This is a genomic window from Paraconexibacter antarcticus (assembly GCF_024220175.1).
Classification (GTDB): domain Bacteria; phylum Actinomycetota; class Thermoleophilia; order Solirubrobacterales; family Solirubrobacteraceae; genus Paraconexibacter; species Paraconexibacter antarcticus.
In genome coordinates this window covers 4,823,661-4,850,303 of sequence record NZ_CP098502.1, presented here as the reverse complement: position 1 = coordinate 4,850,303, position 26,643 = coordinate 4,823,661, and the positions used below count along the sequence as shown (strand labels likewise).

General features: G+C 71.5%; 31 protein-coding genes. 14 read left to right on the top strand and 17 right to left on the bottom strand.

All coding sequences use genetic code 11. From position 1 onward, the window contains the following. Window positions 1-83 precede the first annotated feature (83 nt). The 4 genes from NBH00_RS23775 to nrtS all read right to left on the bottom strand — a co-directional run bounded on the left by NBH00_RS23775 (window position 84) and on the right by nrtS (window position 5,648). Entirely contained in the window at window positions 84-1,460 is a 1,377-nt protein-coding gene (locus NBH00_RS23775; RefSeq protein WP_254571051.1) for a tyrosine-type recombinase/integrase, read from the bottom strand. Window positions 1,461-1,984: 524 nt separating this feature from the next. Next, complete coding sequence (locus NBH00_RS23770; RefSeq protein WP_254571050.1) at window positions 1,985-4,036, bottom strand: galactose oxidase early set domain-containing protein; 2,052 nt, start codon at window positions 4,034-4,036, stop codon at window positions 1,985-1,987. Between the two features lie 413 nt (window positions 4,037-4,449). Continuing rightward, window positions 4,450-5,370, bottom strand: a complete 921-nt coding sequence (locus NBH00_RS23765) for an alpha/beta fold hydrolase (RefSeq protein WP_254571049.1) — start codon at window positions 5,368-5,370, stop codon at window positions 4,450-4,452. Then, entirely contained in the window at window positions 5,367-5,648 is a 282-nt protein-coding gene (nrtS, locus tag NBH00_RS23760; protein ID WP_254571048.1) for a nitrate/nitrite transporter NrtS, read from the bottom strand. Before nrtS ends, NBH00_RS23765 begins: the two co-directional genes overlap by 4 nt. A gap of 161 nt (window positions 5,649-5,809) precedes the next feature. Here nrtS and NBH00_RS23755 point away from each other — a divergent pair, with 161 nt between their 5' ends. From NBH00_RS23755 to NBH00_RS23740, 4 genes are read left to right on the top strand one after another with little or no spacing between them, the layout of a single operon-like run. Continuing rightward, window positions 5,810-6,943: an ABC transporter substrate-binding protein gene (locus tag NBH00_RS23755; protein WP_254571047.1), complete on the top strand. Its 1,134-nt coding sequence runs from the start codon at window positions 5,810-5,812 to the stop codon at window positions 6,941-6,943. Window positions 6,944-6,987: 44 nt separating this feature from the next. After that, window positions 6,988-7,773, top strand: a complete 786-nt coding sequence (locus tag NBH00_RS23750; protein ID WP_254571046.1) for an ABC transporter permease subunit — start codon at window positions 6,988-6,990, stop codon at window positions 7,771-7,773. 46 nt (window positions 7,774-7,819) lie between these two features. Next, a complete protein-coding gene (locus NBH00_RS23745; RefSeq protein ID WP_254571045.1) occupies window positions 7,820-8,533 on the top strand; it encodes an ABC transporter permease in 714 nt (237 codons plus the stop codon). Further along, a complete protein-coding gene (locus NBH00_RS23740; protein ID WP_254571044.1) occupies window positions 8,530-9,516 on the top strand; it encodes an ABC transporter ATP-binding protein in 987 nt (328 codons plus the stop codon). Before NBH00_RS23745 ends, NBH00_RS23740 begins: the two co-directional genes overlap by 4 nt. A 24-nt stretch (window positions 9,517-9,540) precedes the next feature. Here NBH00_RS23740 and NBH00_RS23735 read toward each other — a convergent pair whose 3' ends face one another. After that, complete coding sequence (locus NBH00_RS23735; RefSeq protein ID WP_254571043.1) at window positions 9,541-9,951, bottom strand: glutaredoxin family protein; 411 nt, start codon at window positions 9,949-9,951, stop codon at window positions 9,541-9,543. A 169-nt stretch (window positions 9,952-10,120) separates the two neighbouring features. On the opposite strand from NBH00_RS23735, the gene NBH00_RS23730 reads away from it, so the two are divergent. Together NBH00_RS23730 and NBH00_RS25660 are read left to right on the top strand one after the other, a co-directional pair. Continuing rightward, a complete protein-coding gene (locus NBH00_RS23730; RefSeq protein ID WP_254571042.1) occupies window positions 10,121-11,575 on the top strand; it encodes a dihydrolipoyl dehydrogenase family protein in 1,455 nt (484 codons plus the stop codon). Continuing rightward, window positions 11,496-11,999: a DUF427 domain-containing protein gene (locus NBH00_RS25660; RefSeq protein WP_367401273.1), complete on the top strand. Its 504-nt coding sequence runs from the start codon at window positions 11,496-11,498 to the stop codon at window positions 11,997-11,999. The genes NBH00_RS23730 and NBH00_RS25660 overlap by 80 nt, the downstream gene beginning before the upstream one ends. Here the strand turns inward: NBH00_RS25660 and NBH00_RS23725 are convergent. From NBH00_RS23725 to NBH00_RS23705, 5 genes are all read right to left on the bottom strand, one after another. Then, window positions 11,960-12,595: a class I SAM-dependent methyltransferase gene (locus NBH00_RS23725; RefSeq protein WP_254571041.1), complete on the bottom strand. Its 636-nt coding sequence runs from the start codon at window positions 12,593-12,595 to the stop codon at window positions 11,960-11,962. The genes NBH00_RS25660 and NBH00_RS23725 overlap by 40 nt on opposite strands. A gap of 78 nt (window positions 12,596-12,673) precedes the next feature. Further along, entirely contained in the window at window positions 12,674-13,270 is a 597-nt protein-coding gene (locus NBH00_RS23720; RefSeq protein WP_254571040.1) for a CDP-alcohol phosphatidyltransferase family protein, read from the bottom strand. Continuing rightward, window positions 13,270-14,124, bottom strand: coding sequence for a peroxiredoxin family protein (locus NBH00_RS23715; RefSeq protein ID WP_254571039.1), 855 nt, complete (start codon window positions 14,122-14,124; stop codon window positions 13,270-13,272). The genes NBH00_RS23720 and NBH00_RS23715 overlap by 1 nt, the downstream gene beginning before the upstream one ends. Window positions 14,125-14,131: 7 nt before the next feature. Then, on the bottom strand, window positions 14,132-14,950 hold the full coding sequence (locus NBH00_RS23710; protein WP_254571038.1) for a CDP-alcohol phosphatidyltransferase family protein: 819 nt from the start codon (window positions 14,948-14,950) through the stop codon (window positions 14,132-14,134). Further along, window positions 14,947-16,344: a hypothetical protein gene (locus NBH00_RS23705; RefSeq protein ID WP_254571037.1), complete on the bottom strand. Its 1,398-nt coding sequence runs from the start codon at window positions 16,342-16,344 to the stop codon at window positions 14,947-14,949. Before NBH00_RS23705 ends, NBH00_RS23710 begins: the two co-directional genes overlap by 4 nt. 186 nt (window positions 16,345-16,530) lie before the next feature. Here NBH00_RS23705 and NBH00_RS23700 point away from each other — a divergent pair, with 186 nt between their 5' ends. The 3 genes from NBH00_RS23700 to NBH00_RS23690 are packed head-to-tail and all read left to right on the top strand — an operon-like array spanning window position 16,531 to window position 17,710. After that, window positions 16,531-16,764: a zf-HC2 domain-containing protein gene (locus tag NBH00_RS23700; protein WP_254571036.1), complete on the top strand. Its 234-nt coding sequence runs from the start codon at window positions 16,531-16,533 to the stop codon at window positions 16,762-16,764. Further along, the gene (locus NBH00_RS23695; RefSeq protein ID WP_254571035.1) at window positions 16,740-17,405 is read left to right on the top strand and encodes an RNA polymerase sigma factor; all 666 of its coding nucleotides are present in this window, start codon (window positions 16,740-16,742) and stop codon (window positions 17,403-17,405) included. Before NBH00_RS23700 ends, NBH00_RS23695 begins: the two co-directional genes overlap by 25 nt. Then, on the top strand, window positions 17,402-17,710 hold the full coding sequence (locus tag NBH00_RS23690; protein WP_254571034.1) for an anti-sigma factor family protein: 309 nt from the start codon (window positions 17,402-17,404) through the stop codon (window positions 17,708-17,710). The genes NBH00_RS23695 and NBH00_RS23690 overlap by 4 nt, the downstream gene beginning before the upstream one ends. Here NBH00_RS23690 and NBH00_RS23685 read toward each other — a convergent pair. Further along, window positions 17,695-18,276, bottom strand: coding sequence for a TVP38/TMEM64 family protein (locus NBH00_RS23685; protein ID WP_254571033.1), 582 nt, complete (start codon window positions 18,274-18,276; stop codon window positions 17,695-17,697). The two genes, NBH00_RS23690 and NBH00_RS23685, sit on opposite strands and share 16 nt — an antisense overlap. Before the next feature lie 137 nt (window positions 18,277-18,413). On the opposite strand from NBH00_RS23685, the gene NBH00_RS23680 reads away from it, so the two are divergent. After that, a complete protein-coding gene (locus tag NBH00_RS23680; protein ID WP_254571032.1) occupies window positions 18,414-18,992 on the top strand; it encodes a hypothetical protein in 579 nt (192 codons plus the stop codon). A gap of 66 nt (window positions 18,993-19,058) precedes the next feature. Here NBH00_RS23680 and NBH00_RS23675 read toward each other — a convergent pair whose 3' ends face one another. Next, window positions 19,059-19,778: a haloacid dehalogenase type II gene (locus NBH00_RS23675; protein ID WP_254571031.1), complete on the bottom strand. Its 720-nt coding sequence runs from the start codon at window positions 19,776-19,778 to the stop codon at window positions 19,059-19,061. A 196-nt stretch (window positions 19,779-19,974) separates the two neighbouring features. Here NBH00_RS23675 and NBH00_RS23670 point away from each other — a divergent pair, with 196 nt between their 5' ends. Continuing rightward, complete coding sequence (locus tag NBH00_RS23670) at window positions 19,975-20,181, top strand: MerR family DNA-binding protein (RefSeq protein ID WP_254571030.1); 207 nt, start codon at window positions 19,975-19,977, stop codon at window positions 20,179-20,181. 121 nt (window positions 20,182-20,302) lie between these two features. Here NBH00_RS23670 and NBH00_RS23665 read toward each other — a convergent pair whose 3' ends face one another. After that, window positions 20,303-21,055 carry a hypothetical protein gene (locus NBH00_RS23665; protein ID WP_254571029.1) on the bottom strand — a complete coding sequence of 251 codons (753 nt, stop codon included), beginning with the start codon at window positions 21,053-21,055 and terminating at the stop codon, window positions 20,303-20,305. Between the two features lie 363 nt (window positions 21,056-21,418). Between NBH00_RS23665 and NBH00_RS23660 the strand changes: the two genes are divergently transcribed. Then, window positions 21,419-21,925, top strand: coding sequence for a c-type cytochrome (locus tag NBH00_RS23660; protein ID WP_254571028.1), 507 nt, complete (start codon window positions 21,419-21,421; stop codon window positions 21,923-21,925). Here NBH00_RS23660 and NBH00_RS23655 read toward each other — a convergent pair. Next, window positions 21,904-22,422, bottom strand: coding sequence for a hypothetical protein (locus NBH00_RS23655; RefSeq protein ID WP_254571027.1), 519 nt, complete (start codon window positions 22,420-22,422; stop codon window positions 21,904-21,906). The genes NBH00_RS23660 and NBH00_RS23655 overlap by 22 nt on opposite strands. A 25-nt stretch (window positions 22,423-22,447) precedes the next feature. On the opposite strand from NBH00_RS23655, the gene NBH00_RS23650 reads away from it, so the two are divergent. Both NBH00_RS23650 and NBH00_RS23645 read left to right on the top strand, forming a co-directional pair. Further along, the gene (locus tag NBH00_RS23650; protein ID WP_254571026.1) at window positions 22,448-23,341 is read left to right on the top strand and encodes a hypothetical protein; all 894 of its coding nucleotides are present in this window, start codon (window positions 22,448-22,450) and stop codon (window positions 23,339-23,341) included. Between the two features lie 26 nt (window positions 23,342-23,367). Continuing rightward, on the top strand, window positions 23,368-23,685 hold the full coding sequence (locus NBH00_RS23645; protein ID WP_254571025.1) for a cupredoxin domain-containing protein: 318 nt from the start codon (window positions 23,368-23,370) through the stop codon (window positions 23,683-23,685). Between the two features lie 45 nt (window positions 23,686-23,730). On the opposite strand, the gene NBH00_RS23640 is transcribed toward NBH00_RS23645, so the two are convergent. From NBH00_RS23640 to NBH00_RS23630, 3 genes are all read right to left on the bottom strand, one after another. Continuing rightward, complete coding sequence (locus NBH00_RS23640; protein WP_254571024.1) at window positions 23,731-24,750, bottom strand: Vgb family protein; 1,020 nt, start codon at window positions 24,748-24,750, stop codon at window positions 23,731-23,733. Beyond that, on the bottom strand, window positions 24,747-25,628 hold the full coding sequence (locus NBH00_RS23635; RefSeq protein WP_254571023.1) for a patatin-like phospholipase family protein: 882 nt from the start codon (window positions 25,626-25,628) through the stop codon (window positions 24,747-24,749). The genes NBH00_RS23640 and NBH00_RS23635 overlap by 4 nt, the downstream gene beginning before the upstream one ends. Before the next feature lie 125 nt (window positions 25,629-25,753). Next, the gene (locus tag NBH00_RS23630; protein ID WP_254571022.1) at window positions 25,754-26,563 is read right to left on the bottom strand and encodes a L,D-transpeptidase; all 810 of its coding nucleotides are present in this window, start codon (window positions 26,561-26,563) and stop codon (window positions 25,754-25,756) included. Window positions 26,564-26,643 lie beyond the last annotated feature (80 nt).

Here is a 26,643-nt window from a genome sequence, read left to right as displayed (position 1 = left end):
CGGGTAATCGACGTACTCAGACGCCGATCGAGGAACTACGGAACCGAGGGTCAGTCGTCACTCTCGGCGAGCTGACGCGCGCCTCAGCGCCCGGGTTGATCAGCCTGCGGCGCGCGAGCGTCATCCGGGCTGGTGCCAGCGAAGGCCTGGGTGAACTTGTCCGCCAGATCGGTCGCGGAGCGAGCGTGGAGGTAGCGCTCGGTGGTGGACAGGCGGGCGTGGCCCATGGCGGCCTTGACGCTGGCGAGGTCGATGCCGCCGGCGACGAGGAGTGAGCCGTAGGTGTGGCGCAGGTCGTGGAAGCGCAACTCACGGAGTTCGGCGGCCTCTCGCGCGCGAGAGACACGGCGGCGCAGTGCTGAGGCGTCGAGGCGGCGACCCAGGCGGTTGACGAAAACGTAGTCGTTGGGCTGCATGAAGTCGCCGCGCTGGGAGAGACGGGCCAGCGCGCCGGCGGCCTGGTCGGGCAGCGGCACTTCGCGCGCCTTGCGTGACTTCGTTGACGTGGCGTCGACGTTGGCACTGACCGCGCGCTGCACGACGATCTTGTGCTTCTCGAAGTCGACGTGACGCCATCTGAGGGCGACGAGCTCGCCGCGGCGCAGGCCAGCGTAGGCGGCGACGCGGACGAGCTCTGCGTCCTGCCGGTCCTCGGCCTGCTGTGCGAGCTTCTCGTCGTCGTTGACCGCAGGGGCGTCGGGGTCGCGGTGCGCTCCGACTTCGAGGCTGCGGGCGAGCGCCTCAATCTCCTCGGGCGAATAGAAGTCGAGCGTGGCTCGCTCGGGTTCTTGGCGACGGTCCGAATCCGTCGCGGGGTTGCGCGGCAGGTTGAACGTGGCCTCCTTGCAGCCGTACCCGTAGATCGCCGAGATCAGCTGGCGATGCTTGTTGACCGTTCGCGGAGCGACTTCAGTGGCCGCAATCTTGTTCAGCAGTTCGTTGACGTCGCGTGTCGCGATCTCGTCGGCCGGCCGGTCGCCGAAGGCGTCCATGATGTAACCCGAGTGGGTGCCCTTGCCGCGGCGATGGGGTGTGCCGGGCTCGGCGAGGGCGTAGCGATGCTCCTGGAGTGTTGACGGCTTGGCGTCTTGGACGTGCTCGAGCCAGTGGAGGTAGGCATGTGCCACCTCACGGAAGCTGGCCGTGACGCGCGCGGCTGCGGTGGCGATGTCGGCTGCCTCGGCGAACTCGCGCTCGACATCGCGGATGACGCGGTCCTTGGCGACGATCGCGGCGGCCTCATGCAGGAAGCCGGGCTTCGGTCGGCCGCGGCGCTTGAGGTACTCGCCGTCCTCACCCCGCTCGAGCCAGGCGGGGCCGAGCCGTCGCTTCATCGTCTTGAGCGAGCCGTCCTCTTGACGGTGGCGCCAACCGGCCTCGTAGACCAACTCTCCATTGCGGGCTGTCGCGACGATGAGCCACGAGTAGAGGACTTCAGTCTCGCCGCCATCGCTCGCCATCGTGTACGAGATGATAGCGCGGCGGCGTAGCGGTGGAGTAGCGCTCGGAGTAGCGCGTGAGTCACAGCTGGCCGTGAAAACGTCTTTGTTTTAGGGCTTTAACGGCCGTACTTGCGCCTCCCGGACGTCTGTCCTCAGGCTGTCACGCCGGAGGTCGCGGGTTCGAGTCCCGTCGCTCCCGCTCCACGAGAGCCCTTGTTCAAGGGCTCTCGGCCGTTGTGGGCCTCATCCGATAGCCGTGTGCGGAGTAGCAGATGGCGTAGCGGACGAAGACCAGTTGGGTGATTGAAGCGCTTGTCGAAGGTTCGCCCGGATCCCGGTGCCTCGCTTGTAGCCGCTGGCGACCTGCCGGTTTCGCCGGAGGTTACGATCATCAGGCGCGCCAGCTGAACGCCGCTCGCCGCCCGTCATCATTGCGCTTCTTGGAGGCGGCACGCTTCGGTTCCTATCGACGGTCGCTCGGGCGTTCGGGCGTAACCCGAGCCCGTGGGAGCCCCTGGTGTGGCCCGAGAGCGGCCGCCGCCTCAGGGGCCGACGAGCAGCTGCTTGGCGGTGGAGGGGATCGGGCCGCGGGGACTGGTGGCGTTGACAAACAGCATGTAGGGGCCGGGGGGTGCGACGTTTCCGTCCGGGACGCCGGCGAGCTTCACGCGGCGGCCTCGGTGGGAGATGACGCGCAGCTGGATGGTGCGCTGGTCGGCGTCGACGATATGCGTGATGGCTGAGTTGCGCACGAGATTCACCGAGTCGATGGTGGCCGCCTGCCGGGCGGTGGCCATGGTGATCACGGTGGCGTGGCCGTAGCGCAGCTTGGCTGCGGCCTTTGCGATGTTGGGCCGGGGGCCGCGAAAGAGGTACGGCGGCTTGAACACCTCAAAGGACGGGTCGCGGCCGTCGTGGGGAGCGAAGCCTCCGGGCAGCGTGGTGTTGTTGAGGTAGGCGGTGGAGATGGTGGCGTGGCCGCCGACGAGCACCTCGCCGCTGGGGAGCAGGACGGCGGTGTTGTGATACGTGCGGGGGTTGTGGGCGGTCGCGATCGGCTTCCACGCGCGGGTCACCGGATTGAAGAGCTCGGCCTGCTGTACGGGGAACTCCGTCCCGGGCCCGACGACCTCGTCCTTGTCGCCGCCGCTGAAGACGACGACCTCACCGGTCGGGAGCAGGATGTTCTGGCCGAACCAACGCACCTGGTTGAGGGAGCCCGTCTTCTTCTGGGTGACGCGGTCCTTGCCGTCTGTCGTGTCGACCGTGGTGATGGAGGATTGGCTGGTGGCGAAGTAGCTTCCCGGTGAGGGCAGCAGGACGCCGCCGGCGGTCAGGTAGCTGGCCTTGGTGTAGCGGCCGTTCACGTCGGGCTTGAGCGGGAGCAGCGTGCTGGAGGTGGAGCCGCGGAATCCGGGGGCCAGGGGCGTCGCGGTATTGGCCAGGCCGAGCTTGTGCCAGGTCGCGGTCTTGGGGTCAAAGGCGGCGAGGTCGTTCCAGTTGGTCTCGCCGATGGACTGGCCGAAGGGGTTGAAGTCCTGGCCGGCGGCGTTGTAGAAGACGTGACCGTCGGGGAGCAGGCTCATCCGCGGGTACAGCGGCAGGTCGTAGTCGGCGCGTGTGGGGAACGTCGTCCACTTCGCGGTGCCGGGATCGAACTGCTCGACCTGCTTGACGTTGGTCAGCGAGTCCTTGGGGGAGTCGGGATAGATCGGCTTGAGGAGCTTCCCCACGCCGCTGAAGTCGATGTAGCGGCCCTCGCCGGTCTCCACGAGGGTGGGATACCAGCGACGGTAGGCCGAGTCGCCCGTCTGCGTGAACGTGTTCGTCTTGGGGTCGTAGATGCGCGTGGCCTTCAGTCCGGTGAGCTCCACGGCGCCGAACGGGATGCCGTCCACCCCCGGGTCCAGGGAGTAGTCCGTGCCGCCCTGCACGAGGAGCCGGCCGTCGGGCAGGAAGGACTGGTGGCTGCCGAAGAGGGCGCCGTCGTTGTAGGTCTCGGAGGTCTGTAGGCCGGGGATCAGCGGCCGCCCGGGGTTGCCGGCGGGGTTCGCACCGCCGTCGTAGGGGCTGGGCGCCGACCACCGCGGCGTGCTGGTCGCCGCCCCGGTGAGCAGCCGGGTGCTGTCGTTCGTGAACGTCGCGCCGCCCTCGGCGACGATCGAGAACGTGTTGTTCTCCGTGCCCTCGAGCGCGTCCCAGTAGAGGATCTTGCCGTTCGGGAGGTTTACGAGCGTGCCGGCGGCGGGCTTGCAGACCTGCGCGGACGGACCCTTCGCGCCGCCGTTGGGCGTCGGTGCGGTGATGCACTTCGCGCCGGTCGTGCGGCCCCCGACGGTGGGCTCGGCGAACGGAGTGCCGAAGGTCCCGTTCACGTCGGGCCCGCCGGTGGTCGGGCGCGAGCGCGGCGCGAGCAGGCCGATCGTGTTGTCGGCCAGGACGTTCGCCGTGGCGCGGACCATCGGGTGCAGCAGCACCGGGGGCCTGGTGGCGAGGATCCGATCGGCGGTCGACGCCTGTGCTGCCGCGCTCGTTCCGAGGCCGGCGGCGGCCGCAGCGGTTAAGACGGCGGCGGTCCACGATGGGCGGTGCATAGGTGACCCCTGGGTTGCGAGCGTTCGCTCGACGCTGCCGGCGGCCCTGCTGCCACCGGCGTGACACTCGACCTAGCGAGCACGGCAACCGAACGGATCACGCTCGACCCGCAGCATGTTCGACCGCATGCTCAACGTGTCGATCGCACGGCGACGCTGCTGCCGGTGCGTCAGTTCGGGAGTCGCCAGTGGTAGGCGCAGCGGGCAGCGCCGAGGACCTGCCGGGCCGCTCATGCACGGTGACTCGAGCGGTCGGTGCGGGCGGTCATGGCCGAGCGCTCCCTCCGCGCCCGCGTCGTGCCCGACCAGGATCTCGTGTGTGAGCGCTTTCGGAGGGCCGCGGGCCTCGCGCGCCCGCTTCGGCGCGCAACGGAGTAGCCCGAAGGCGGTGCGCCAGACCTAGACGACCGCGGCTACTCGCCTCGCGGCGGCGGCGCGGCCTGCGCTGAACGCTCGTCTGCCAACGCTCCCTCAGCCGTCACGAACCGTGCGATGAGTTCAGCGACCGCGGGTGCTTGGTCCTCTTGCAGGAAGTGCTTCGCCGGAAGCCGGTGGACCATTTCGAGGCCTGCTGCTCGTCGGGCGATCTCGCCGTGTACGGCGAGCTTCAGCGCCGGGTCGCGGTCGCCCCAGATGACCTGGACAGGGTAGGCGTCGCTTGCGACGACGGCGCGGTATTGCTCCTGCTTGAGGTTCGTGCGCTCGAAGCCGCGCATGATCTTCAGGAAGGCGCGGCCGCCGTCCCGGTGCTTGAGCAGGTCGACGTAGGCGTCCAGGTCGTCGTTGGCTACGGTGCTGCGATCGTCGACCCCTTGGAGGGTCATCAGCAGCCGGAAGGCGGGCTTGGACAGCGCCCTCAGATACAGCTCGCCGACGCCGCGGCGGGCGAAGGGTTCCATCGACCATGGCCGTTTGAAGTCGGCGACGTCGATGATCGTGTTGAGGATCGTGAGCGATCTGATGCGCTCGGGCATGATCCTCGCCAGTTCGAAGCCGACCGGACCGCCGATGTCGTGGACGACGAGGTGGAAGCGGTCGATGGCGAGCGCGTCGACTGCGGCGGCGCAGTAGGCGCCGAGCCCCGTCCACGTGTAGTCGAAGTCCTCGAGCCGGGCGGCCAGGCCGAGGCCCGGTAGATCGAAGGCGACCCCGCGCAGGCCGCGACCTTCGAGTTCGTCGAGGACCTTGCGGTACAGGAAGCACGATGCGGGGACGCCGTGCATGCACAGCACCGTCTCTCCGCTGCCGGCCTCGCGGACAAAGCCCTGCACCCCGGCCGCCCGGAACTGACGGCCCGCAGCCCGATGGGCCTCCACGACATCGGCGCTGGTCATTGGTCGACCGTACTCGTTGCCTCGGGGGTCGCCGGTCGCGGGCGCCCGCCGAGCAGCCCGAGGTTCGAGACGACGAAGGGGATCATGAAGTTCGCCGCGCTGCGCACCCAGGTCAATGTGCTCGCGTCGCCTCCGAGGATGACCGACCCTTGATTGACGGCAGTGAGCAGGAGCCCGACGACGAAGGCGATGCGGAGGGTTCGCCGCAGGTGTTCGGGCCGCGCGCAGTACGCGAGGGCCTCGCTGATCTGTTGAAGTCGCGGTGAGCGTGACGGCACGGTTGACGATCCTGACGGACGGCTTCGACTGCGGGCCTTTCCTGCTTGGACCGTCGTGGCGCGGCGACGGTGCGCGGCGGGTGAATCGTTGCCGGACGGTATGGGTCTGAGTGCCGATGATTCGAGCAACTCGACTCGCCGCGGTGGCGATGACTGCCGGCGTGTCCGTGATCCTGGCCGCCTGCGGTGGCGAAAGCCCCGCTGCTGCGCCCGCTGGTGACGCCGCCGGCGGGTTCGCCGGTCTCGAGCACGCCGCGCGAGGCCACACGGTGCGCTGGTGGATGTACGGCGGCGATGACCGCGTCAACAGCTACGTCGACGACGTCGTCGCCCCGGCGGCACGCAAGCTCGGGGTCACGATCAGGCGCGTGCCGATCGCCGACACCGCCGACGCGCTCAAGCGCGTGGTCGCCGAACGGCGCGCCGGCAAGACGTCGGGCGGCGCGGTGGATCTGATCTGGATCAACGGCGAGAACTTCGCCGACGGCAAGAGGGCTGACCTGTGGCGACACGACTGGGCCACGGGGCTCCCGAACGCCCGCCGCTACGTCGATCAGGCTGATCCGGCGATCGCACGTGACTTTCAGGTGCCGGTCGACGGGCAGGAATCGCCCTGGCAGAAGGCGGCGTTCGTCTATGCCTATGACACCGCCAAGACTCCGACGCCCCCACAGAGCCTTGACGCGCTGCTGGCGTACGCAGAGGCGCATCCGGGGCGCGTGACCTATCCAGCGCCGCCGGACTTCACCGGATCGGCGTTCGTGCGGCAGGTCGTCCAGGCCAAGGGCGAGGATGGCGGCTTTGCCTACCTCAAGCAGCTCAAGCCGTACCTCTGGCGACACGGCACGACCTACCCGAAGACGGAGGCCGAACTCGACACGCTGTTCGGCAACGGCCAGGTCGACTTCGCGATGTCCTATGACGCTGCGTTCGTCGCTTCCGCGGTTCGCAAGGGGCAGTTCGCGGCCTCCGCGCGCCCGTTCGCGCTGGGGGAGCGATCGCTGCAGAACACGTCGTTCGTCGCGATCCCCGCCAATGCCGCTGATCCCGCCGGCGCGGAGGTCGTGGCGAACCTGCTGCTGAGCCCTCGACTGCAGGCCGCCAAGCTCGACCCGAGATCGCTCGGAAACCCGACGGTGCTCGATATCGGTCGGCTGGGCGCGCAACGGCGTCTGTTCACTCAGGCCGCTGTCAACCGCTACCTGCTCGCCGATCTGGGCCAGACTGTCGCGGAGATGCCCGCATCGGCCGTCGCGCCGCTCGAGCGCCGGTGGACGCGCGAGATCCTGCGCTAGTGCCGGTGGTGTCGCTTCGAGGCCGCGCCGCTCGCGACCGGCTGATGCTCGCCCCGGCCGTCCTGGTGATGCTCGTGCTGTTCGGTGGCGCGATGGCCGGCGCGGTGCGGACGAGCGTGACACCCCTCGGCGGGCACGCCGGCGCCGGCGCGTGGTCGACGCTCCTGCATGACTCCGAGTTCCACGACGCCGTCGCGTTCACGTTGAGAACCGCGGTGCTGAGCACCGGCCTGGCTGCCCTGCTCGCCGTGCTCGTCGCCCTGGCCGCGCGGCGCAGCGGCACCGTGGTGCGGGCGCTGCTTGCGGCTCCGGTTCCGGTGCCGCACCTGTTGGTGGCGACCGTCGCGGTGCTCTGGCTGGCGCCCGGTGGACTGGCCGAGCGCATCCTCGGCGGCCTCCCGTTCGACGTGGTCCACGACCGTGCCGGAGCAGGGGTCGTGCTCGTCTATATCTACAAGGAGGTGCCGTTTCTCGTCGTGCTGCTCCTCAGCGCGATGGGGCAGGGCTACCGCGAACGCGACGAGGCGGCGGCCGCGGTCGGCGTATCACCGGCGCAGCGACTGCGATGGGTGCTGTGGCCGACGATCCGCGGGCCGCTGGTGGTCGGGTGCATCGTCGTGTTCGCGTACGTCGCGGGTGCGTTCGAGGTTCCGCTGGCCCTCGGGCCGTCCTATCCGCCGACCGTTGCCGAGTACGCGTTGCAGCGCTCGGACGCCGACCTCATCTCCGGGCCGAGCGTCGCCGCCGCCGCGCTGCTGGTGAGCGCCGCTGCGTCGATCGTGCTCGCGGCGCTCGCTGTGCGCGCGGCAAAGGACCCGCAAGGTGGTTAGGCGACGCCATCGGCCCGGGCTCGCCGGGCTCGCCGGCGTGGCGCTGGTGGCCCCGCTGCTGGCGCTCGTGGTGCGCGCGTTCGCTGACGAGTGGCGCTCACCGGCGCTGTTGCCTCAGCGATTCGGGCTGCGCGGGGTCCGGATCGCCCTGGGCGCGGACACGGGGTCGGCGTTCGCGAACTCGGCCGAGGTGGCGCTGTTGACCGTGGTCGCGGCCCTGGTGATCGCGTGGCCGGCCGCGCGGGTGCTCGGGGAGCGGCGCCTGCGCCATCCCGCGCCCGTGTTCCTGCTGCTGGCGATGCCGCTGCTGGTTCCAAGCTACGCGGTCGGGACGGGGCTGACGGAGTGGTTCATCCGCCTGGGTCTGGACGGCACCACGTTGGGCCTGGTGGCCGCCCACCTCACCGTCGTGCTGCCGTACGTGACGCTCGTGCTCCTGGCCGGGTTCGGGCCGCGCTTGACCGCGATCGAGGAGATGGGCAGCGTCAGCGGCCTGCCGCCGCTGCGGCGGCTGCGTCTGGTGACCATCCCCGCCGCCGCCCCGACGGTCGCCGCCGCGGCACTGCTGGGATTCCTGGTGTCCTGGAGTGACTACGGCTCGAGCCTGGCCATCGGGGCCGGGCGACCGATGCTGCCCGTCGTCCTGCTCCCGTTCGTCGGCAGCGACCCACAGGTCGCCGCCACGCTGGCCGTCGTGTTCCTCGCCCCGGCGACCGCGGCGCTGGTCTTCACCGTTCGGGCCGGAAGGCGACCGTTGTGAGCGATCACGGGCTGCGCTGCACCGAGATCGCTGTCTCTCCCGGCGGCGGCCCTCCGATCCTGCGGGGATTGTCGCTGGACGTCCCGGCGGGGACGCGCACCGTGCTTGTCGGCCCGTCAGGAGCAGGCAAGACGACGCTGCTGCGCGCCATCGCCGGTCTGGAGCCGCTGGACGGCGGCCGGGTCCAGCTCGGCGGGCGCCGTATCGACGGTCTGGCGCCGCATCGGCGGAAGATCGCCGTCGTGTTTCAGGAACCTCGTCTGCTGGCGCATCTGGATGTGCTCGACAACATCGCGCTTCCGCTGCGCGCCGCGGGCATGCGCAAGCAGGAGCGACGCCGCGTGGCGGCCGCACACCTTGAGGAGGTCGGTCTGGCCGCCCTCGCGCGGCGACGGGTGCAAGGTCTGTCAGGCGGCGAGCAGCAGCGCATCGCGCTGGCGCGCGCCCTGACCGCAGCTCCGCAGTTGCTGCTCCTCGACGAGCCACTGGGGGCGCTGGACCCCAACCGGCGCGGCGCGCTGCGCCGACTGATCTGCACGATCCAGCGTGATCGTGGCCTGACGACGGTGGTCGTCACGCACGACCGCAACGAGGCCGCCGAGCTCGGCGACCACATTGCGCTAATGCTCGAGGGCCGCATCGTCCAGCACGACGAACCACGCGGGCTCTTCGAGCGCCCGGTCAGCGCCGCCGTCGCTCGATTCTTCGGGACGACCAACCTCCTCCCGGATGGCGACGCGACGCTCGCCATCCGCCCCGAGCACGTCGTCCTGGCCGATGAGGGTGAGCTGCGCGGACGGGTGATCGAGACCACGTACGCCGGCGATCACGTGCGGGTGATCGTGGACTGCGACGGGCGATCGATCACCGCGCATGTCGCCCCTCACGAGACCCCGCGCGTCGGTGACGAGGTCGGCATCGTCCTGCCCGGCGAGCGGCTTTGGCGCGTGCCGCCCCGGGTCGTGGACCACGAACAGCGCTGACGCCCGGTCGCCAAGCGGGGACGGCTACTCGCCCCGGACCGCCGTGCAGGCCTCATCGCGATCTCTCCCGGTGCCTCGCGCCACGCGCTGGCCTGCCGCGTCGTAGAGATCGGCCACCCAGCGGCCGGACGTACGCGCCAGACGCCGGCGCCGCACCCGCATGATCGGGAGTGCGTCGCCGGCGACGAGTGCCGTGAGGACGCCGAGCCGGTCCAGTCGGGCAAGCTGATCTGCCCCACCGATCGCCCGCCCGCCGATCACGACCTGTGGCACCGTCCAGCCGCCGGTCTGTGCGCGCAGCTGCTCACGAAACCCGTGAACGCCGTCGCCGCTGACGATGTCATGCTCGATGCCGCGACGTCGCAGCAACGCAAGCGCCCGCGTGCAGTGCGGACATCCGCTGAGGACGTGGACCGTGACCGGGGCTGCTGGCATCGCCGCTCGGACCCTCGACGCGGGCGAACGGTTCGGGCTGACCCGCGAAGCGGACGAAGCGCTCCGGGTCGCGTGTGCGTGATCCGGCCGCGCGATCTGAACCGTTTACGCGGCCCACAGGTCCCACAGCCGTGTCGACACTGCTCACCCGAACTCGTTCGCCGCGATCATGAGCGACCGCTACGACCTCGTGGTCCTCGGCGGAGGCACCGCCGGGCTGGTGTCGGCGTTCATCGCCGCGGGCGTCGGCGCGCGTGTCGCGCTGATCGAGCGCGAGCGCACCGGCGGCGACTGCCTGTGGACCGGGTGCGTCCCAAGCAAGAGCCTGATCGCCACCGCGCACCTCGCGCATCGCATGCGCCACGCCGACCGCGTCGGGCTCACGCCGATCGAGCCACAGGTCGACTTCACCCGCGTCATGGACCGCGTGCACGCGACGATCGCCGAGATCGAACCCCACGACTCCCCGGCGCGGCTGCGCGCAGCCGGCGTCGAGGTCATCGAGGCCGACGGCCGCTTCACCGACGCAGGGACGCTCGAGGCCGACGGCCGGCGGCTGCGCTTCTCCGCCGCAATCGTGGCCACAGGATCACAACCGTCGACACCTCCGATACCCGGACTCGGCGGCGACGACGTGTTCACGACCGACGACATCTGGCACCTTCGCCGGCTGCCGGCCCGCCTCATCATCCTCGGGGGCGGGCCGGTCGGCTGCGAGCTCGGGCAGGCCTTCGCGCGTCTCGGGGCCAACGTGACGATCGTCGAGCTTGCCGACCGGCTGCTGCTCAAGGAAGAGCCCGACGCCGGCGCACTGGTTGCCAAGCGCCTTACCGCGGACGGGATCGACGTCCGCCTCGGCACGCGCGCAATCGAGCTGCGGCGCCCCGACCGCGCGCCCAAGCACCTGATCGTCGAGGACGGAGACGGTCGCCGGCAGATCGAGTTCGATGCCATCCTCGTCGTCGCCGGGCGACGGCCACGAACCGATGGCGCCGGGTTGCAGGCCGCCGGCGTGCAACTCGACAAGCGTGGCGCCGTCGTCGTCGACCAGCGCCTGAGGACCAGCGTCCCGCGCATCTACGCAGCCGGCGACGTGACGGCGTCGATGCCCTTCACGCACGTCGCGGCGCACCACGCGCGCGTCGCGAGCATCAACGCACTGCTGGGCATGCGTCGCACGATCGACCAGACCATCCCGTGGGTGACGTTCACCGACCCGGAGGTCGCCCGCGTCGGGCTCACCGAGGCCCAGGCAAGAGCGCGCCACGGTGACCGCGCGATCATCGCGCGCAGCGACTACGCGACGCTTGACCGAGCGATCACCGAAGGCGAGAACGACGGCTTCGCGCTCCTGGTCGCCGACCCCAAGCGCCGGCTGGTCGGCGCGACGATCGCCGGCCCCGGAGCAGGCGAGGTCATCGCTGAGCTGACCGCGCACATCAAGGCCGGGAACCGCATCGATGCGGTGTCGACGACGGTTCACGCCTACCCGACACTGGCCGAGGGCCCGTCACGCGCCGCCGACGAGCATCTCAGGGAGCGCTATGCGGCGGCGCGCTACCGGGCCGCCGTCCGGCCGGTGCTGGCTGTGCGCAGAGCTCTCGCGATGCGAGGCCACGGCTGACGCCCGCCGGGAACGGACCGCAGCGACCGGCAGCTCCACGGCGCGGACGCTGGTGAACCGTTGGCGTCGGCCACGGGTCAGATCCAGCGATGACGATCACCGCCACCTTCAAGGGGAGTCGATCGCGACGAGCGATGACACGATCCTCGTCGAGGGCAACCACTACTTCCCGGCCTCCGATGTGCGCATGGAGCTGCTGCGGCCGACCAAGCTGCGGTCTCTGTGCGTCTGGAAGGGCCTCGCGAACTACTGGACGGTCGAGGTCGACGGGGTTCGGGCCAAGAACGCGGCGTGGGGGTACCGACACCCGTCACCGCTGGCCCGGCGCGTGAAAGGACGGGTGGCGTTCTGGGGCGAGGTCGCGGTCGCCGCAAGCCCCGAGACTCAGCCGCGCGATCGGGCAAGGACACAGAGCGTGGGGTAGCCCCGTAGGTTCCAGCGCGCCTCGGCGACCTGGAAACCGGCGTCGATGAGGGCCGGGCGTACATCGAGCGCGCGCAGGCCGCCGTAGCGATGCGGTCGGAGGGCGGCGAGCCGATCCAGCGCGCGAGCCAGCGGACGGGTTAGGCCGCGCGGGGGAATCGCGGGCGTCACCGTCACCAGGCGGCCGCCGGGGCGCAGGACACGCCGCAGCTCGGCAAGGACGATCGGCACGTCGGTCGGCATCAGCAGGTGCAGCAGGTACGAGGAGATCGCCACGTCGAAACACGAGGCGGCGAACGGCAGGGCGCGTGCGTCCGCCTGCTGGGTCGCCCAGCCCCCCGGCAGCGCCGGGACGTGGGAGAGCATTGCGGCGGACTGGTCGATGCCGATCGCCTGCCGTGGGCGGTCGCGGCACGCGGCGAGCTGCCGCAGCGCCTCGCCGGTCCCGGTGGCGACGTCGAGCACACGCTCGTCCGGTTGCGGGCGCAACAGCGCGAGCGCGGTGGCGACGGCGGCGCGCTCAAGCCACAGCTGCCGGTCGTAGTGACGGCTGAACTCGTCCCACGCCTGCGGCGGCACACCGTCAGGCGCCGTCACGAAGCTCCGGGAACGCCGCGCGCGGCAGGAGGGGGCGGCCGTCGACGTGCAGGCGCTCGATCGGGATCGTGGCTCGAATCAAGCCAGCGTCCGGTGGGCCAGCGCGACGCGCTGGAGGACGGTGACCATGACCATCGCAGCGAAGATCCAGGCGATCGTCGCAGCATGGTCGGGCAGCAGACATATGGCGGCGTAGGCGAGGATCGTTTCGGTGCCCTCTGTCAGGCCGGCGGTGAAGCGCAGCGAGCGCTCGTCGCCGAGCTGCAGTCCCCGCTTCTCGATCAGCGACGCGAAGCTCAGCAGCGCCACGTTGTTGAGCAGGTAGGCGGCGAGCAGGACCGTGGCGGCCAGACGGGCGTCGGGGATCGCGATCGCGACCGCTACGACGAAGCCGCCATACACGACGAAGTCGGAGAGGAAGTCGAGCATCCCGCCGAGGTCTGAAGCGCGCGTGCGGCGGGCGATCGCGCCGTCCAGGCCGTCCAGCGTCCGGTTGGCCAGCCAGAGGATGAGCGCCACGCCCCAGGCGCCGAGCGCCGCGGCAACACAGGACCCGATACCGATCGCGAGCCCGAAGGCGGTGACCGTGCCGGCGCTGACGCCGGCGCCCGCGGCGCGGGCGGCGACCCGGCCGACCGCCGGCGCGTACAGCGCGCGGGCTCGCTGGTCGAGCATCAGGCCGGGACAGACCCGGTGGCGCCGCGCAGCGCGGCGAGGATCGTCTCGGGCTCGGGGCGCACGCGGTAGTTGTCGGTCTGGTCGCTGAAGACGATCGTCCCTTCGGCATCGAGCACGAGCACGGTGGGGAAGACGGTGTCGGGGTCGTAGCCGGGAATGCCGAGCGGGACACCGCGCTCGTGCACGAGGCCGAGGCGCTGGGCGCCGGACATGTCGGGGTCGGTGAGGTAGCGGAAGCGCACGTCGAAACGCCGGGCCAGCTCGCGCGTCTGCTCGTCGCTCTGCGGCGAGATGAGCACGACGTCGACGCCGAGCGTCTCGAGCTCGCGCCACCGATCGGCCATCTCGCGCACCTGCGCCATGCACAGCGGACACCAGTTCCCGCGGTAGAAGAACAGCGCCACCGGCCGGCCGCGAAGATCGCCGGCAGTCACCGCGTCGCCGGCGAGGTCGACGAAGACGAGATCGTCTGGCAGGCGCCCACCAGCCGCGAGGTCGACCGATTCGGCACGTCCCAGACGCGAGTACCAGCGCACGTAGAGCTCGGTGCCGAGGACGGCGGCACCGGCTGTGCCGGACAGCCGCCGCCGACGGCCGCCGGCGCCCACAAGCGAGAGGACGGTGGCGGTGGCCACCGCGCCGCGCAGCCACGGAAGCCGCTCAGACGTACGCCCCTGGCGGCGCGTGTACAACGACACCATGAAGAGCAGCGGAGCGCTGTGGGCGGCCAGCGCCCCGGCGCTGCCAAGGGCGCCGTCCGCGCGGCGGCGGCGCAGCGCGTCGAGCAGCAGCGCGGTGTTGACCGTCGCGTACACCGCGACGAAGGCGCGCTTCAGGTGAGCCTGGGTCATCGGTGCCTCAGACCCCGGCAGGTCCCGAACGGTTCATCACCCTGGACAAGTCGGAAGCGAGGACCACGAGGCTCGCGAGCGAGCCGGCGGCGAGGAGCGCGTTGGCGGTGCGGCGGCGCCCGGCGCCGGCGGCGATCAGGCCGGCGACACGCACAGGCGCCGCGACGCGACCGGCGCGCATGACCGTCGCGTTCGGCGCGCGAAGCTGCACGAAGTACGCGCACGCGGCGTAGGCAGACCCGGTGGCGACACGGACGATCTCGACGCCCACCACGGCCCGGCTCATCCGCTCCTGCCGCCAGGCGCAGCGGAGCGCGGCGATGTGGACTGCGGCATCGGCGAGCGCCTCGAGGTCGCGGCCGGCACGGGTGGGCACGCCCGCGCGCGCGAGCGGTCCGTCGAGCGCGTCGCTGACCCCCGCGGCGAGCAACGCTGCCGGGGCGAGGTCGTCGGCGATCACCGGCGCCAGCCACGCCCGCGCGAGCGTCAATGCATCAGCCGGACCGAGGTTGCGCGGCTCGCCGTCCTCGCTCTCGACCATCCCGAGGTGCCACTCGAGCATCAACGACGTCAGCGCCCACCACGCCAGGCCGCTGACGAGGCGGCGTCGGTAGGGCTCGCGCCCGGCGCACGCCAGGCCGACCCAGGCTGCCGCGCCCGCGGCCTCCCAGGTGCGTGCGCGCCGGCCCAGGTGCGGTCGCTCGCGTCGCACGTCGCCGGCGCGGCGCTGCGATACGGCGAGGAACTCGGCGATCGCCACCGGCGCGTATCGCCGGGACTGCAGCCGGGCGAGCTCCACCCGGATCCATTCCTCACCGGGCGTCATGCGCCGGCGTGCATCGGCAGCAGCTGCAACAGCTCGGTGTTCTCCTCCGGGTCGAGGACCGAGTGCTGCACGCAGGCGGGCACGGTGCGGTTCTCCTGCGGGTGGGCCATGACATAGGAGCATGCCTGCAGACGCTCCTGTGCGGCACGGGTCTCCGGGTCCTCGGCGACTTCCCCTCGCTGCATCGCCTCCCACGCGGGCCGCACGACGTCGGCGTCCATGAACGCGTGCACGACGAACGTCATCGCGCGCGGCCGGCCCCGCAGCAGCCGTCTGAGGCCGACGCGACGCGTGAAGCGCAATGCCCAGCCCGCGGCGGCGGGGACGATGGCGGGGTGTCGTGATGCGACGCGCAGGATCGCGGCGGTGCGCACAACGGGTGGACGGTCGAAGTCCGTCCCGCCGAACGCGGCCAGGAACAGGTCGCGGGCGCGCAGGTCGCGCGCGTCGCGGTCCTCCAGCCAGGCGAACCAGCGCCCGTCCGCGATGAGGCCGTACGCGGAGCGGTTGCACCGCGGGTCGCCCATCTGCAGGTGCGCCCACGGCAGCTGGGTCCCGGCGCCGGCCTCGATCTGCTCCCACACCGCGTCGATGTCCAGTGGGCGGTAGTCCTCGCGCCAGCGCGCGGGATTGCCCACGTGTGCCGCTGGCTGGAAGGACGCCATCCCGTAGCCCATGCCCATGACCGCGCGCGTCACCTCGGCGACCTCACCCACGTTGCCGGGGGTGACCGTCATGTTGTGCGCCAGGTCGAAGGCGACGCTGTGCTCCGCGGCCAGACGCTCGAACATCGCCACGAACCGCCGGCGCTCGCCGTGCAGTTCGCCCTCGCCCTGCGGGCGCGGGACGGCGCGACGGCCGAGCATCAGCGAATCGAAGTGACCGGCCATCCGCAGCGAGGCGAAGCGCCGACCGCCGTCCGGGCGCAAGGCAAGGCTCTGCAGATAGTGGTAGTCGAAGTCGCCGTGGGTCATGCTGATCGGCTTGCGCCCGTGCGCGCGCATGACCTCGAGCGTCCGCGCATGGTCCTCGGCCGACAGCAAGGAGACCTCGCCGCCGATCAGCTGCGCGTGCTGACCGGTCCCGCGGACCGAACGCAGGTAGCCCATCTGCGCGTCGACCTGCGCAACGGTGTGGTCGCCGTCGGTCCGCACACGCTGGGCCTCCTTGGCGTGATAGCACGGGGTGCATGCGAGGTTGCAGCGCGGGAAGACGCCGTGGGTGCCCTCGCAGCCGACGGTGCGCCGGCCCAGCAGCTGTGCGTCGGTGCGCGCCGCGTCGGGCAGGTCGTGCCACCGACGCTTCAGCGCGGCGTCGGTGTCAGGGTGGACAGGCCGAGTGCGTTGCCACTGCTCGCTGGCGCGGCGTAGGAGTGCGGTGATCGAAGGCCTCATCGCCGGCGCTCCGCGATCAGGGCGTGCCGAGCACCGCCACGGGAAGGGGTCACCATCGGGCGGTCTGACCTCCAGCGGCACCGAACGGTTCCCGGGCGGCTGAATCTTTCGGATCGGGCGGGGGTCTGACCGCTCGTGAGCAGTTGGGGTCGCACGCACCGGGACCATCGCTACGCGCAGCGGCTGATGCCGGCCGCGATGGACGAGGAGCTCAGCCTGCGACAGCGGGCGCGGTTCGCTCGTCATGTCGACGAGTGCCCCGAGTGCGGCCCGATGCTCCGCGGCCTGATCCGGGTCCGTGCCGTCATGCGCCTGATCGGCCAGTCGCCCCCCGACGGGCCGTCGGTCGTTCCCAGCGTGCTCGAGCGGCTGCGCGCCGAGCGCAGCGACGACGCTTGCAGCTGCGAGCCCCCGCGGTGACGGTGGCGGGTCCGTCCGAGGTTTCCTGGCAAGCTGAACGGCGTGCCCGGACGTCGCCCATGACTGCTGTCGCGGGGCCTGACAGCGATGATCAGGTGCTCGTCGATCGCGCCCGTGCCGGAGATCGGATCGCGTTCGAGGGTCTCGTACGCATGTACGCCGACCGCCTGCACGCCGTCGTGCGGCGCCTTGTCGACGACGACCACGACGCTGAGGAGGTCATCCAGGAGACGTTCCTTCGCGCGTGGCGGGCGATCGACAAGTTCAACGGGGACAGCCAGTTCTTCACCTGGCTGTACCGGATCGGCGTCAACGAAGCGAGTCGCCGCACGGCGCGCAACCGCAAACGCGGCCCGGTCGTCCGGCTCGATGACCAGGTCGATCCGGCCGACGACCGGCCTGGACCGGCGCAGTCCGTCCAGCACGGTGACCTGCGCCGAGTGCTCGAGCAGGCAGTTCGCGACCTGAAGCCCGACTACCGGGCGCCGCTGGTGCTGCGCGACGTCGAGGGTCTGAGCACCACGCAGGCGGCAGACATCCTCGGGATCGGCGAGGCGGCCTTCAAGAGCCGACTGCACCGGGCGCGGCTGGAGGTCCGTTCGGCGATCCGCGAATATCTCCCCGAGGACGACCACCCATGATGCGAGAAGCGCTGCTGCACCCGCTGCGATTTGCCGGCGATCACCGGTTCACGCGCGCGCAGGCCTCGAACTACCTCGAGGACGAACTTGATGCGCACAGCCGCGAGCGCGTCGAGCACCACGCGCACGCGTGCCCGCCGTGCATGCGGCTTCTCGCGAGTCTACGGCGCACGGTGGCGGCGCTGCGCACGCTCCGCGACGGCCCCAGCTCGAGCCTCCCGGGCGTCAGCGAGAGCGTGCTCGCGCGATTGCGCGACGAGCCTGCACGCGACACCGGCCGTGACACCGGCTACGCCGGCGGCTGAGCCTGATCGCCGACCAAAGCAGGCACCCCTCGACGACGAGCGCGGACGACCGACGCCAGGATCAGTACTGCCACGACGGCCAGCGAAACGACAAAGCCAGCCGAACCGGGCCGCCCGAGCGAGCTCCCGAGCACCACGAACGCGACCGTACCGGGAACGATCCCGACCGCAGTCCCGAGCGCATGGTCGCGCCGTCGTACGGACGAGACCCCGAACGCGTAGTTCAGGACGTTGAACGGCACCATCGGTACCAAACGCAGGGCGATCACACCCGAAAGGCCGCGACTCTGCAGCCAGTTATCTGCGCCGACGACGCGTGCTCCGACCACACGTCGCGTACGTTCGCGCCCGACGCGTCGAGCGAGCTCGAACGCGGCGAGCGCACCTGCGGTCGCTCCCGTGATCGTCAACAACGACCCCCAGACCGGGCCGAACAACACGCCCGCAGCCAGCGACGGGATCGTGCCCGGCACCAGCGCCACGGTGAGCAGGGCATAGGCGATGACGAACACGAGCGGCCCGAACGGGCCGGTCGACTCAACAGCGTGTCTCAGCGCGTCAGCCACCCATCGTTGGACACCGACGGCCGGGAAACGGTTCAGAACCGCGGCGGCCCTGCAGGAGGCCGGCATCCGTGGGGCTCGGTGACCTGCCCAACTGAAGCTGCTCTCAACGCCCGCCCCGGGCTTCGATCGTCACCCGGATGAACCGCTTCGTCGGCGCGATGGTCCAAGCGGGCGTGCCTCCACACCCGAAAAGCCTCGCGCCCGTGCGCACCGCCGGCAACCGCGTCTTCCAGGGCCTTGTGCTGACCGGCGGCGCGGCAACCCTGGCGGCCACGGCCGGAGCCGACCGGATCCCGTTCTACTGGACACCCCTGATCCTCGGCGTCACCTACCTTCTCGCGGCCACCATCGACGGGCCGCGCGGCGGGTACTGGGCGACCGCGCTCGGCCTCACCGGCTGGGGCCTGGCCGTGGCGTACATGGGAGAGATCCGACCGGCCGAGATCGATACTGCCGGTGCCTATCTGGTCGGTGCCGGACTTGCCGGCGTGGTCGCGGCCGCGCTGCGCACCCGCGGGTTTCTCATCAGCGAGACCGGGCTCGCCGCGACGGTCGCCCTCGGCGGGCTCACGCTGGCCTTGACTCCACGCGCGCCAGACACCCTGGACGACGCCACGACCTACGCGATCGCCCTCGCGTTCGTCGGAGCGGGCAACCTTTTCGGCGGCGCGTTCGGGCTATGGCGCGCTCGCGACGACGCGGCACGGCCTGCGTAGACCTGGAAGGGCACGGGCCGGGCGAACCCGGAATGCCGTGGCGTATGGCACCTCACCGACGAAGCTTCAGGCACCGTCCGCCGGCGGCGGCGTGGTGGTCCACGCTGCGGCGAGCTCGTCAAGTCCCCGGCCGGTCGTGTCCGGGGGAAGGAAGAACGGGGGGTAGGGGCGGGCGTCGCGGGAGATCCAGCCGGTGCGAAGGCCCGCGCGGCGGGCGCCGTCGATGTCCCACGGATGCACAGCGACGAGCGCTACGTCATGGGGTTTGGCGCCAGCCCGCTCGAGGGCGTACGCGTAGGCCCGGGGGTCGGGCTTCCAGTGCCCGGCGTCGCTCACTGACAGGCAGCGCTCGACGAGGTCCCGGAGCCCGGCGCGTTCCAGCAGCGACTCGGCGACGCGCGCGGCGCCGTTGCTGAGGGTGAGGATCCGCACGCCGGCCTGCGCGAGCTGCCGCATCCCGGGGCCGATGTCGGGGTGCAGGTCCAGCTCCGACATCCCGGCCACGACGAGCTCGGCCGCGGTCTGCGCGCCGAGCGTGAGCCCGTCGGAGCCTTCGAGCATCGCGGCGAGCGTCGGGACGGCGATGTCGGCGAAGTCCGCCAGGGCGCCGGACGCGGTGAGGGCGAAGCCGTCCCGGAGGGTCGCAGTGAACATCGCGCCGATGAGCTCACCTCGTCCGCCGAGCTGCTCGAGCCGTCGTGACAGTCCGCTGAGATCCGAGAGCGTGCCGTTGACGTCGAACACGACGATCCCGGGCGCGGGTGATTCGGTGGCGGTCGTCGGCATGACCGTGCCCTACCCGAAACCGCCCACCGCCCACCGGCCTCGCCCCCGGCGCGTGCGCCGGCGCACCGGGTCGAACCGTAGCGATCGGCGCAGTCGGAGACCATTCACTCCCGGCTCGAATGGAAAGTATGAGAAACCGAGATCGCGATGATTCTCCTCGCTGGCGCCGGCACATAGGAGCGCTTCGGCCGGACCCGTGGTCAAGCGCCTGGAGGTCCTCGACGTGGCCAAGCGCGCGGGCTTCACCTTCGACGAGGCACGGGTGCTGCTTCAGGGCGCCGACCCCGACGCACCGGCGTTCACGTCAGTTCGCGACCTCGCCGAGCGCAAGCTCCCCGAGGTCGATGCGCTGATCGCTCGCGCGCAGGCGACGCGCGCCTGCCTGCTGACCGCCACCGGATGATCCTGCGCCACCCTCGCGGGAGTGCGCTCCGTCGACCCCGCGTCCGAGTCCCCCGCGGGCGTGCCAGGGCCCACTGCGCATCACGCGCTTGGGCCGCCCGCTTCTCCCGGACGGGGCCGGGTCAAAGGCTGAGGTCCTGCTCGCCGGTCGTCCGGGATGCCGTGACCGCCGCAGCCGGGGCCGCGGCCGGCGCTCGGTGCGGCCCGCGACGGATGCGGGTCGCGGCCCGATGTCCGAGCCGCCCGGCGCCGCCGGCCATGAGGCCGCGGCGGGTCCACAGCATCGCCGCGATGCCGGCGGTGACCGCGAGCGTGTGCTCGGCCTCGGCGATCGTGCTGTCGCCCGCGATCGCCAGAGCCGTGTAGGCGATCATGATCACCAGCGTGGCGACCCAGGCCTGTCGTCGGGGTCGAAGCGTGAGGACGACGTCGGTGGCGAGCATCGCGAGGATCGTGATCCAGACGCACGAGATCCCGAAGTCGGGGTTGACGTAGGCGTGGGGCAGCCGCGACCCCGTCTCCCACAGGACCCCACTGCCCGCGTAGGCGATCAGCGTCGACCCCACGTGGCCGAGCAGCAGCGCGGACCACAGCGCGCCGGGCCCGTGCCGGAACAGCAGCGCCCAGGTGAGCGCGATCGCGAGGATCAGCTGCAGGCCCTGGACCCGATCGAGCACCAAGGCGCTGGTGAACAGCGTCCACACCCGTCCGTGGTCGACAAGGCTCGGGCTCGTCGCCCAGCGGTGGGCCAGATCGGCGCCCGTGACCGCCCGGATCCCCGCCACGAGCACGATCGCCGGGATGTACGCAAGCGCACCCCACCGACCGACCTTCGTCGCCGAGCGCCAAGCCGCTTCCCCAAATGCCTCGCTCATGGAACGAGCACAGCTTCGCAGCGCGCCGAGTCGCCCACGCCGAATCCGTGATCGGACAGATGCCGCCACGATCCGATCCGAGGCGAGGCGAGGCGAGGCGAGGCTCCGGTGAAGCGCTCTGCGACGGGGAGGTTCGGCCGAACAGACGCTGGCCGCACGCTTCTGCTCTCGTGGCCCGGGGCCCAGCGGGCTGTGGATGACGCCGGCGCGACAGTTCCCTACCCGGACCGGCCCCACACGGCATCGGCGACCGGGCGGCGTCATGTTCTGATCTGCCGGCCCGGTGCCGAACGAAGGGATGGTCATGACAGACCATTTGGTTTCCCGGGCGCTCGGGTGCGCCCGCCGCGTCCGGCCCTGGCGATGACGCCGCGGGCCCTCAGGGAGGCCGTCGCGCTCGTCGTCCTCGTGGCGGTGATGTCGGGGGTGATCCTCGTGATCCTCAACGTCGGTAGCGGACCCGCCACCGATCCGCATGCCGGGGAACAGACGGCGTCGGCGCCCCCAGCCGTCTCAACGCCCGCCGGGGGATCGGCAGCACCCGCGGCGGGGACGAACGATCCCGCGCTCGTTACGGCCGGGACGAGGCTGTATCAGGCGGACGGGTGCGCAGGGTGTCATTCGCTGGATGGCGCCAAGGGGGTGGGGCCGACGTTCAAGGGGCTCGACGGCTCCCGGGTCCAGCTCGCCGACGGTACCGTCACGGCCGCGAGCCACCATTACCTGAAGGTCTCGATCAGCGCGCCGGACGCAGCGACGGTCAAAGGGTTTCCCAAGGGCGTCATGGCCGGGGCGATCGCGAGCTATGGGCTGAAAGCCAAGCCTGCCGAGGTACGGGCCCTGGTGGCCTACATCGCCTCGGTGAAGTAGCGGCCAGGCCGGCTGCGTCCGCGGTGCCGACCGGTGCGTGGTGTGGCCCCGGGCACCACCGCGAGCGCACCCGTCGGCTTCGCGGCCACGCTGCCCACCGCCGTTCCGGCGGCGACGCCACCGGCCAACGGGGCACCGGCACGGGCACGCGACAGGCCCATACCGCCATCCTTGAACGCTGCAGCCCGCCTGATGTGACTCGCGGCGTGCCGGCCGGCCTGGGCGCGTCGTTCATCGCTGAGTAAGCGAAATGTCAGAGAAGCGCAAGGTCGCGAGCTGAGAGTGGTCTCCGGGTCCATCCATGGGCCGTCGATCATCATCAAGGAGTTTTGGAACATGCGCAGGAACGTTCTGGTCGGTGCTGTACCCGCCGCAGCCGCCACCGCGGTCGCGGCCGTCGTGATCACGATGGGCGCGGGCGGGGGTGCGGCGACCGCTGCTCCCGCCGGCGCGACTGCCGCGGTGCCGGGCGCGGTGCACGCGAGCATCATCAGCATCGACCGTAAGGCTCGGACGGCGACGGTGCCGATCTTCGAGGGCAGGACGGCCGCCGGTGCGGCGACCGAGTACATCGTCACGGAGTCCTCCGACAAGGCCGATGCGGCGGCACGCGGCGTGACGTTCGCGCCGAAGCTGAAGCTCGCGCTCGGCACGAAGGCGGTCCAGACGGTGACGAAGGACGGCGACGTCGTCACCTTCCCCGGGACGGTGGACTTCAGCCCGAAGAGCAGCCTGGTGCCGAACAAGAAGACGGGCTTTCCGCCGGTGAGCTTCAGGCCCGGCTCGGTCGGCGATGCGACGTACAGCCCACTGATCACGACGGGTGACGGCATCGTGCTCGACGCGCCGCAGATCGCGAACGACACCGGCCAGGGCGACTACGTCGTCAGCGTCGACCGGGCGGCGAAGTCCGCCGTGCTGAACGCGTTCGGCGGCTACGTGAACGGGCGTTTCAACCTCTACATTCGCACCGACGGCTCGGATCCGCTGCTCGCGTCGCTGGAGTCCACGACGTTCGCGAAGAACCTCGCGGCCGCGCCCGGCATCGGTTCCAACGCCGACACGTCCTCGCGCTCGGCGATCAGCCCGATCGTCAACGGCCCGCTCGGCAAGAAGAACCCCCGCCGCCAGGGCCTGCAGTCCGCGCTGCTCGGCCAGGGCCAGCCTCTGAACGTCGAGCAGGAGCCCGCCGGATCGCCGGCCTATAGCCCGCTGTGGGACGTCACCCCGGTGGTCTGGACGAAGAAGGCGATGAAGGCTCACAAGGTCACGCTGATCAAGTCCTCGGCGCAGATCGCCGACCTCGCCGCGAAGGGCTACGTCACGAGCCTCGGTGCGAAGAAGGCCAACCCGGGCCTCGGCGGTCTGAAGGCGATCGGGTTCGTGTCCAACTGCTCGATCGTGTCGGTGTACTGATGCGCCGCTCGAGCAGGCACCTCGCGGTGGCCGTCGCGACCCTCGCGGCCGGCGGCGCCGTGGCCATCCCGGCGCTGGCCGCGACCACGTCGGTGAAGGTCGGTGACAACTATTTCGTCAAGGACGGCGGGACGAAGGTCACGGTCAAGAAGGGCACGACGGTGAAGTGGGCCTTCAAGGGCCACTCGGTGCACAACGTCACGGTCAAGAGCGGGCCCGCGAAGTTCCACTCCAGGAACCTGTCGTCCGGGACCTACTCCCAGAAGGTCACGAAGGCCGGCACCTACAAGATCTACTGCACGATCCACGGCGCCGCGATGTCCATGACGCTCATCGTCAAGTAGGCCCTGCCGCAGGGGGCCAGAGCTCACGCTCCGGCCCCTGCCGCGTCACGGACGGTGCGTGATCATCTCGAGCAGGCTCTCGGTGCGGCTCGCGACGAACAGCCGGCCCGTCGCCGGGTCGACCGCGACGGTGTTCGGCTGGCGGACCGTCGGATAGCTCGCGACGCGGCGCGGGGCGCCGCCGGTGAGCTGGAAGCCGAGCAGCCGGTTGGACGACGTGAGCGTGACCCAGACCTGGTCGTGCACCGGGTCGACCGCGATGCCGTAGGGCGTCCCCGGCAGCGGCACCCGCCGCTGCAGGCGGACGGTCGGCGCGAGGCGGTAGATCAGCAGCGCCCGGCCCTCGGTGTCGGCGACGACGATCTCGCCGTCGCGGCCGGCGACGGCGTGCGTCGCACCGACCCCGGCCGTCACGTCGGCGACGCGCCGCAGCGTACGGACGTCGAACACCACCAAGCGCCGCGTCCGCACGTCGACGACGGCGAGACGACCAGCGGCGACCGCGAGGCCGCCCGGCTGGGTCAGGCCACGGAGGGTCGCGACGACCCGGCCGCCGCGGATGACCGAAATCGTCCCGCCCAGCTCGTCCGCCACGAAGATGCGCCCGCCCGCCTCCACGACGCCGTGGGGGAACGTCCCGACGGGGGTGCGCGAGAGGATGCGGGCGGTGCGGACGTCGACGCGGACGAGCTCGTCGGCGCGCTCGGCCGGGACGAGCACGACGCCGGGCTCGCCACCGAGCAGCAGGTGCCGCGGGGACTCCGGCAGAACCAGGCGATGCAGGAGCCGGCCGGAGCCGCCGTCGATAATCGCGAGCCGGTCGGGGTTGCGCAGCCCGACCGCGACCCGCCCGCTCCCCGGATCGACCGCGACACCCTCGGGGAACGACGCGAGCGGACGCACCCGCCCGGCGGGCCTGACCGACGGCGGCGGGGAAACCCCGGGCTCGGCCGCGGGCGGGAGCGCCTTCGGGCGGGCGGCGGGGTGGCCGGTCGATCCACAGCCCGCGAACAGGCAGGCCACGCCGGTGGCGGCGGCGGTGGCAAGCGTCCGCGGTGCGCTCATGCGGCCACGTGGTCGTGGGGGTGCAGCGGGTGCTCGGGCCCGAACGTCCCGTCGGCGTCGAGGAACGCCTGGGCACCGGACCGACCGGCGTCGATGAGCTCGTCCGCGCGGCCGAAGTCCAGCGGCAGCACGTGGAGCGGGCACGGTGGCGGCAGGACGATGAGCCGCGCGCCGCCGGCGTGGCCCTCGATGTCGTCGAGCATCCGGCGCCGGATGAGGACCGCGGTCGCCTGCAGGATCATCCCGACCGCGCCGCGCGGCGGCTGCGCGAGCGCGCAGGCGCTCCCGGTCGGCAACACGTACACGGTGCCCGCGCCGAGCGCGATGGCGTGGCTCAGCGGAGTGTTGTCGGCCACCCCGCCGTCGACGAGATCACGGCCGCGCCAGCGGACGGACGGCAGCACCCCGGGGATGGCCGCGCTGGCGAGGACGGCGTCGAGCGCGTCGCCGCGGGAGAGGCGGACGGCGTCGCCGGTGAGGACGTCGGTGGCGGTGACGTGCAGCGGGATCGGGGCGTCCTGGAGGCGCTCGAACTGCAGGTGGCGGCGCAGCGTGCGCTCCAGGCCGGAGCCCGGCACGAGCGAGTCGCGCCGTCCGACGAGGCCGAGCAGGCCGGTCATCGGGTTGGTCGGGAAGACCTCTGCGCGGCGCAGGCCGCGCCATACGTCGCCGAGCGCCTGCGCCGTCTGGACCGTCGGTGGGCGTGAGGCGATGAACGCGCCGTTGACGGCGCCGACGGAGCTGCCGCAGATGAGGTCCGGGACGATGCCGCGCTCGTAGAGCGCTTCGAGCATGCCGGCCTGGATGGCGCCGAGGCTTGCGCCGCCGGAGAGGACGAACGCCGTGGCGCCCTGCGGGCCGGGCTGGTGCAGATCCATGAGGTCGGTCGACGCTAGTGGGCGGGCGGTGAACGAATGCGGAACTCGTCGTCCGGAGCGCGTGACACCGAGACGGGCGTGGTCACCCGGCAATCCGCGCCCGTCCGCAGCCGCCTGGGGCCGCGTCAGTGGGTGATGGTGACCGGTGTGCCGAGTGGGAGCATCCGCGCGAGCCGGCGGATGACGGTGTTCTTCACGCGGATGCAGCCGTGGCTGACGTCGGTGCCGATGGCGGCGGGGGCGTTGGTGCCGTGGATGCCGACCTGGCCGTCGCCGCCCTCGAACGAGGTGTAGACGGTGGAGTAGGCCGAGAGTCCGAAGGCGTACGGGCCGTAGAACGCGTCTGTCGACCGGATGAGGTCGGCGAGGTAGTAGGTGCCGGTCGGTGTGGGCGAGAGTGAGCGGCCGACGCCGATGCGGGTGCGGAGGATGGTCACGCGTCCACGCCGGACGATGAGGTCGTGTTCGCGCAGGCGGACGGCGACGCGGAAGTTCGTCGCGGTGGCGTCGACCGCCGAGCGGCGGATCCAGCCGCGGGCGCCGTTCGGGCGGACGGGTAGGCGTACGCGGAACCATCCCTTGTGGGCGTGATCGGTCACGGCGAGGACGAGCGGGAGGCGGTGGCCGCTGAGCGTGCGCGCGCGAAGCAGGCGGGTCCGCGGGGCGCCGCGGTGCGGCCCGGCGTAGACCGAGAGAGTCGCGGCGCGCGCGGTGGCGATGATCGTCGTGTACCGCGTGAGCGTCGGCACGCGGGCGGCGCGGGCGCTGAAGGACGCGGGCACCTGCCGGTCGGGCGCCGGCGGGAGCTGCGGTCCGGCCTGGGTGCTGCCTTGGAAGATCGTCGGGGCGAGGAAGAGCCCCGCCACTGCGGCCGCGAGCATCACGGCGACGCCGCGGGCGACGGCCAGCGGAGAGAGTGAGCGCAGCGCGGTCATACGATCTGGGAGCGACCGGCGACCGGGAAACGAGAACCCGGCCGCCGGCGCTGCCCGTCACCGGCGTTAGAAGCTGTCTC

Coding starts and splice junctions, on each gene's coding strand:
- NBH00_RS23775 (WP_254571051.1), bottom strand. CDS start 1,460: ATGGCGAGCGATGGCGGCGAGACTGAAGTCCTCTACTCGTGGCTCATC.
- NBH00_RS23770 (WP_254571050.1), bottom strand. CDS start 4,036: ATGCACCGCCCATCGTGGACCGCCGCCGTCTTAACCGCTGCGGCCGCC.
- NBH00_RS23765 (WP_254571049.1), bottom strand. CDS start 5,370: ATGACCAGCGCCGATGTCGTGGAGGCCCATCGGGCTGCGGGCCGTCAG.
- NBH00_RS23750 (WP_254571046.1), top strand. CDS start 6,988: ATGCTCGCCCCGGCCGTCCTGGTGATGCTCGTGCTGTTCGGTGGCGCG.
- NBH00_RS23735 (WP_254571043.1), bottom strand. CDS start 9,951: ATGCCAGCAGCCCCGGTCACGGTCCACGTCCTCAGCGGATGTCCGCAC.
- NBH00_RS23730 (WP_254571042.1), top strand. CDS start 10,121: ATGAGCGACCGCTACGACCTCGTGGTCCTCGGCGGAGGCACCGCCGGG.
- NBH00_RS25660 (WP_367401273.1), top strand. CDS start 11,496: ATGCGGCGGCGCGCTACCGGGCCGCCGTCCGGCCGGTGCTGGCTGTGC.
- NBH00_RS23720 (WP_254571040.1), bottom strand. CDS start 13,270: ATGCTCGACCAGCGAGCCCGCGCGCTGTACGCGCCGGCGGTCGGCCGG.
- NBH00_RS23715 (WP_254571039.1), bottom strand. CDS start 14,124: ATGACCCAGGCTCACCTGAAGCGCGCCTTCGTCGCGGTGTACGCGACG.
- NBH00_RS23710 (WP_254571038.1), bottom strand. CDS start 14,950: ATGACGCCCGGTGAGGAATGGATCCGGGTGGAGCTCGCCCGGCTGCAG.
- NBH00_RS23705 (WP_254571037.1), bottom strand. CDS start 16,344: ATGAGGCCTTCGATCACCGCACTCCTACGCCGCGCCAGCGAGCAGTGG.
- NBH00_RS23700 (WP_254571036.1), top strand. CDS start 16,531: ATGCCGGCCGCGATGGACGAGGAGCTCAGCCTGCGACAGCGGGCGCGG.
- NBH00_RS23690 (WP_254571034.1), top strand. CDS start 17,402: ATGATGCGAGAAGCGCTGCTGCACCCGCTGCGATTTGCCGGCGATCAC.
- NBH00_RS23680 (WP_254571032.1), top strand. CDS start 18,414: ATGAACCGCTTCGTCGGCGCGATGGTCCAAGCGGGCGTGCCTCCACAC.
- NBH00_RS23675 (WP_254571031.1), bottom strand. CDS start 19,778: ATGCCGACGACCGCCACCGAATCACCCGCGCCCGGGATCGTCGTGTTC.
- NBH00_RS23665 (WP_254571029.1), bottom strand. CDS start 21,055: ATGAGCGAGGCATTTGGGGAAGCGGCTTGGCGCTCGGCGACGAAGGTC.
- NBH00_RS23660 (WP_254571028.1), top strand. CDS start 21,419: ATGACGCCGCGGGCCCTCAGGGAGGCCGTCGCGCTCGTCGTCCTCGTG.
- NBH00_RS23655 (WP_254571027.1), bottom strand. CDS start 22,422: ATGCTGATGATGCTCGCGTGCACCGCGCCCGGCACCGCGGCAGTCGCG.
- NBH00_RS23640 (WP_254571024.1), bottom strand. CDS start 24,750: ATGAGCGCACCGCGGACGCTTGCCACCGCCGCCGCCACCGGCGTGGCC.
- NBH00_RS23635 (WP_254571023.1), bottom strand. CDS start 25,628: ATGGATCTGCACCAGCCCGGCCCGCAGGGCGCCACGGCGTTCGTCCTC.
- NBH00_RS23630 (WP_254571022.1), bottom strand. CDS start 26,563: ATGACCGCGCTGCGCTCACTCTCTCCGCTGGCCGTCGCCCGCGGCGTC.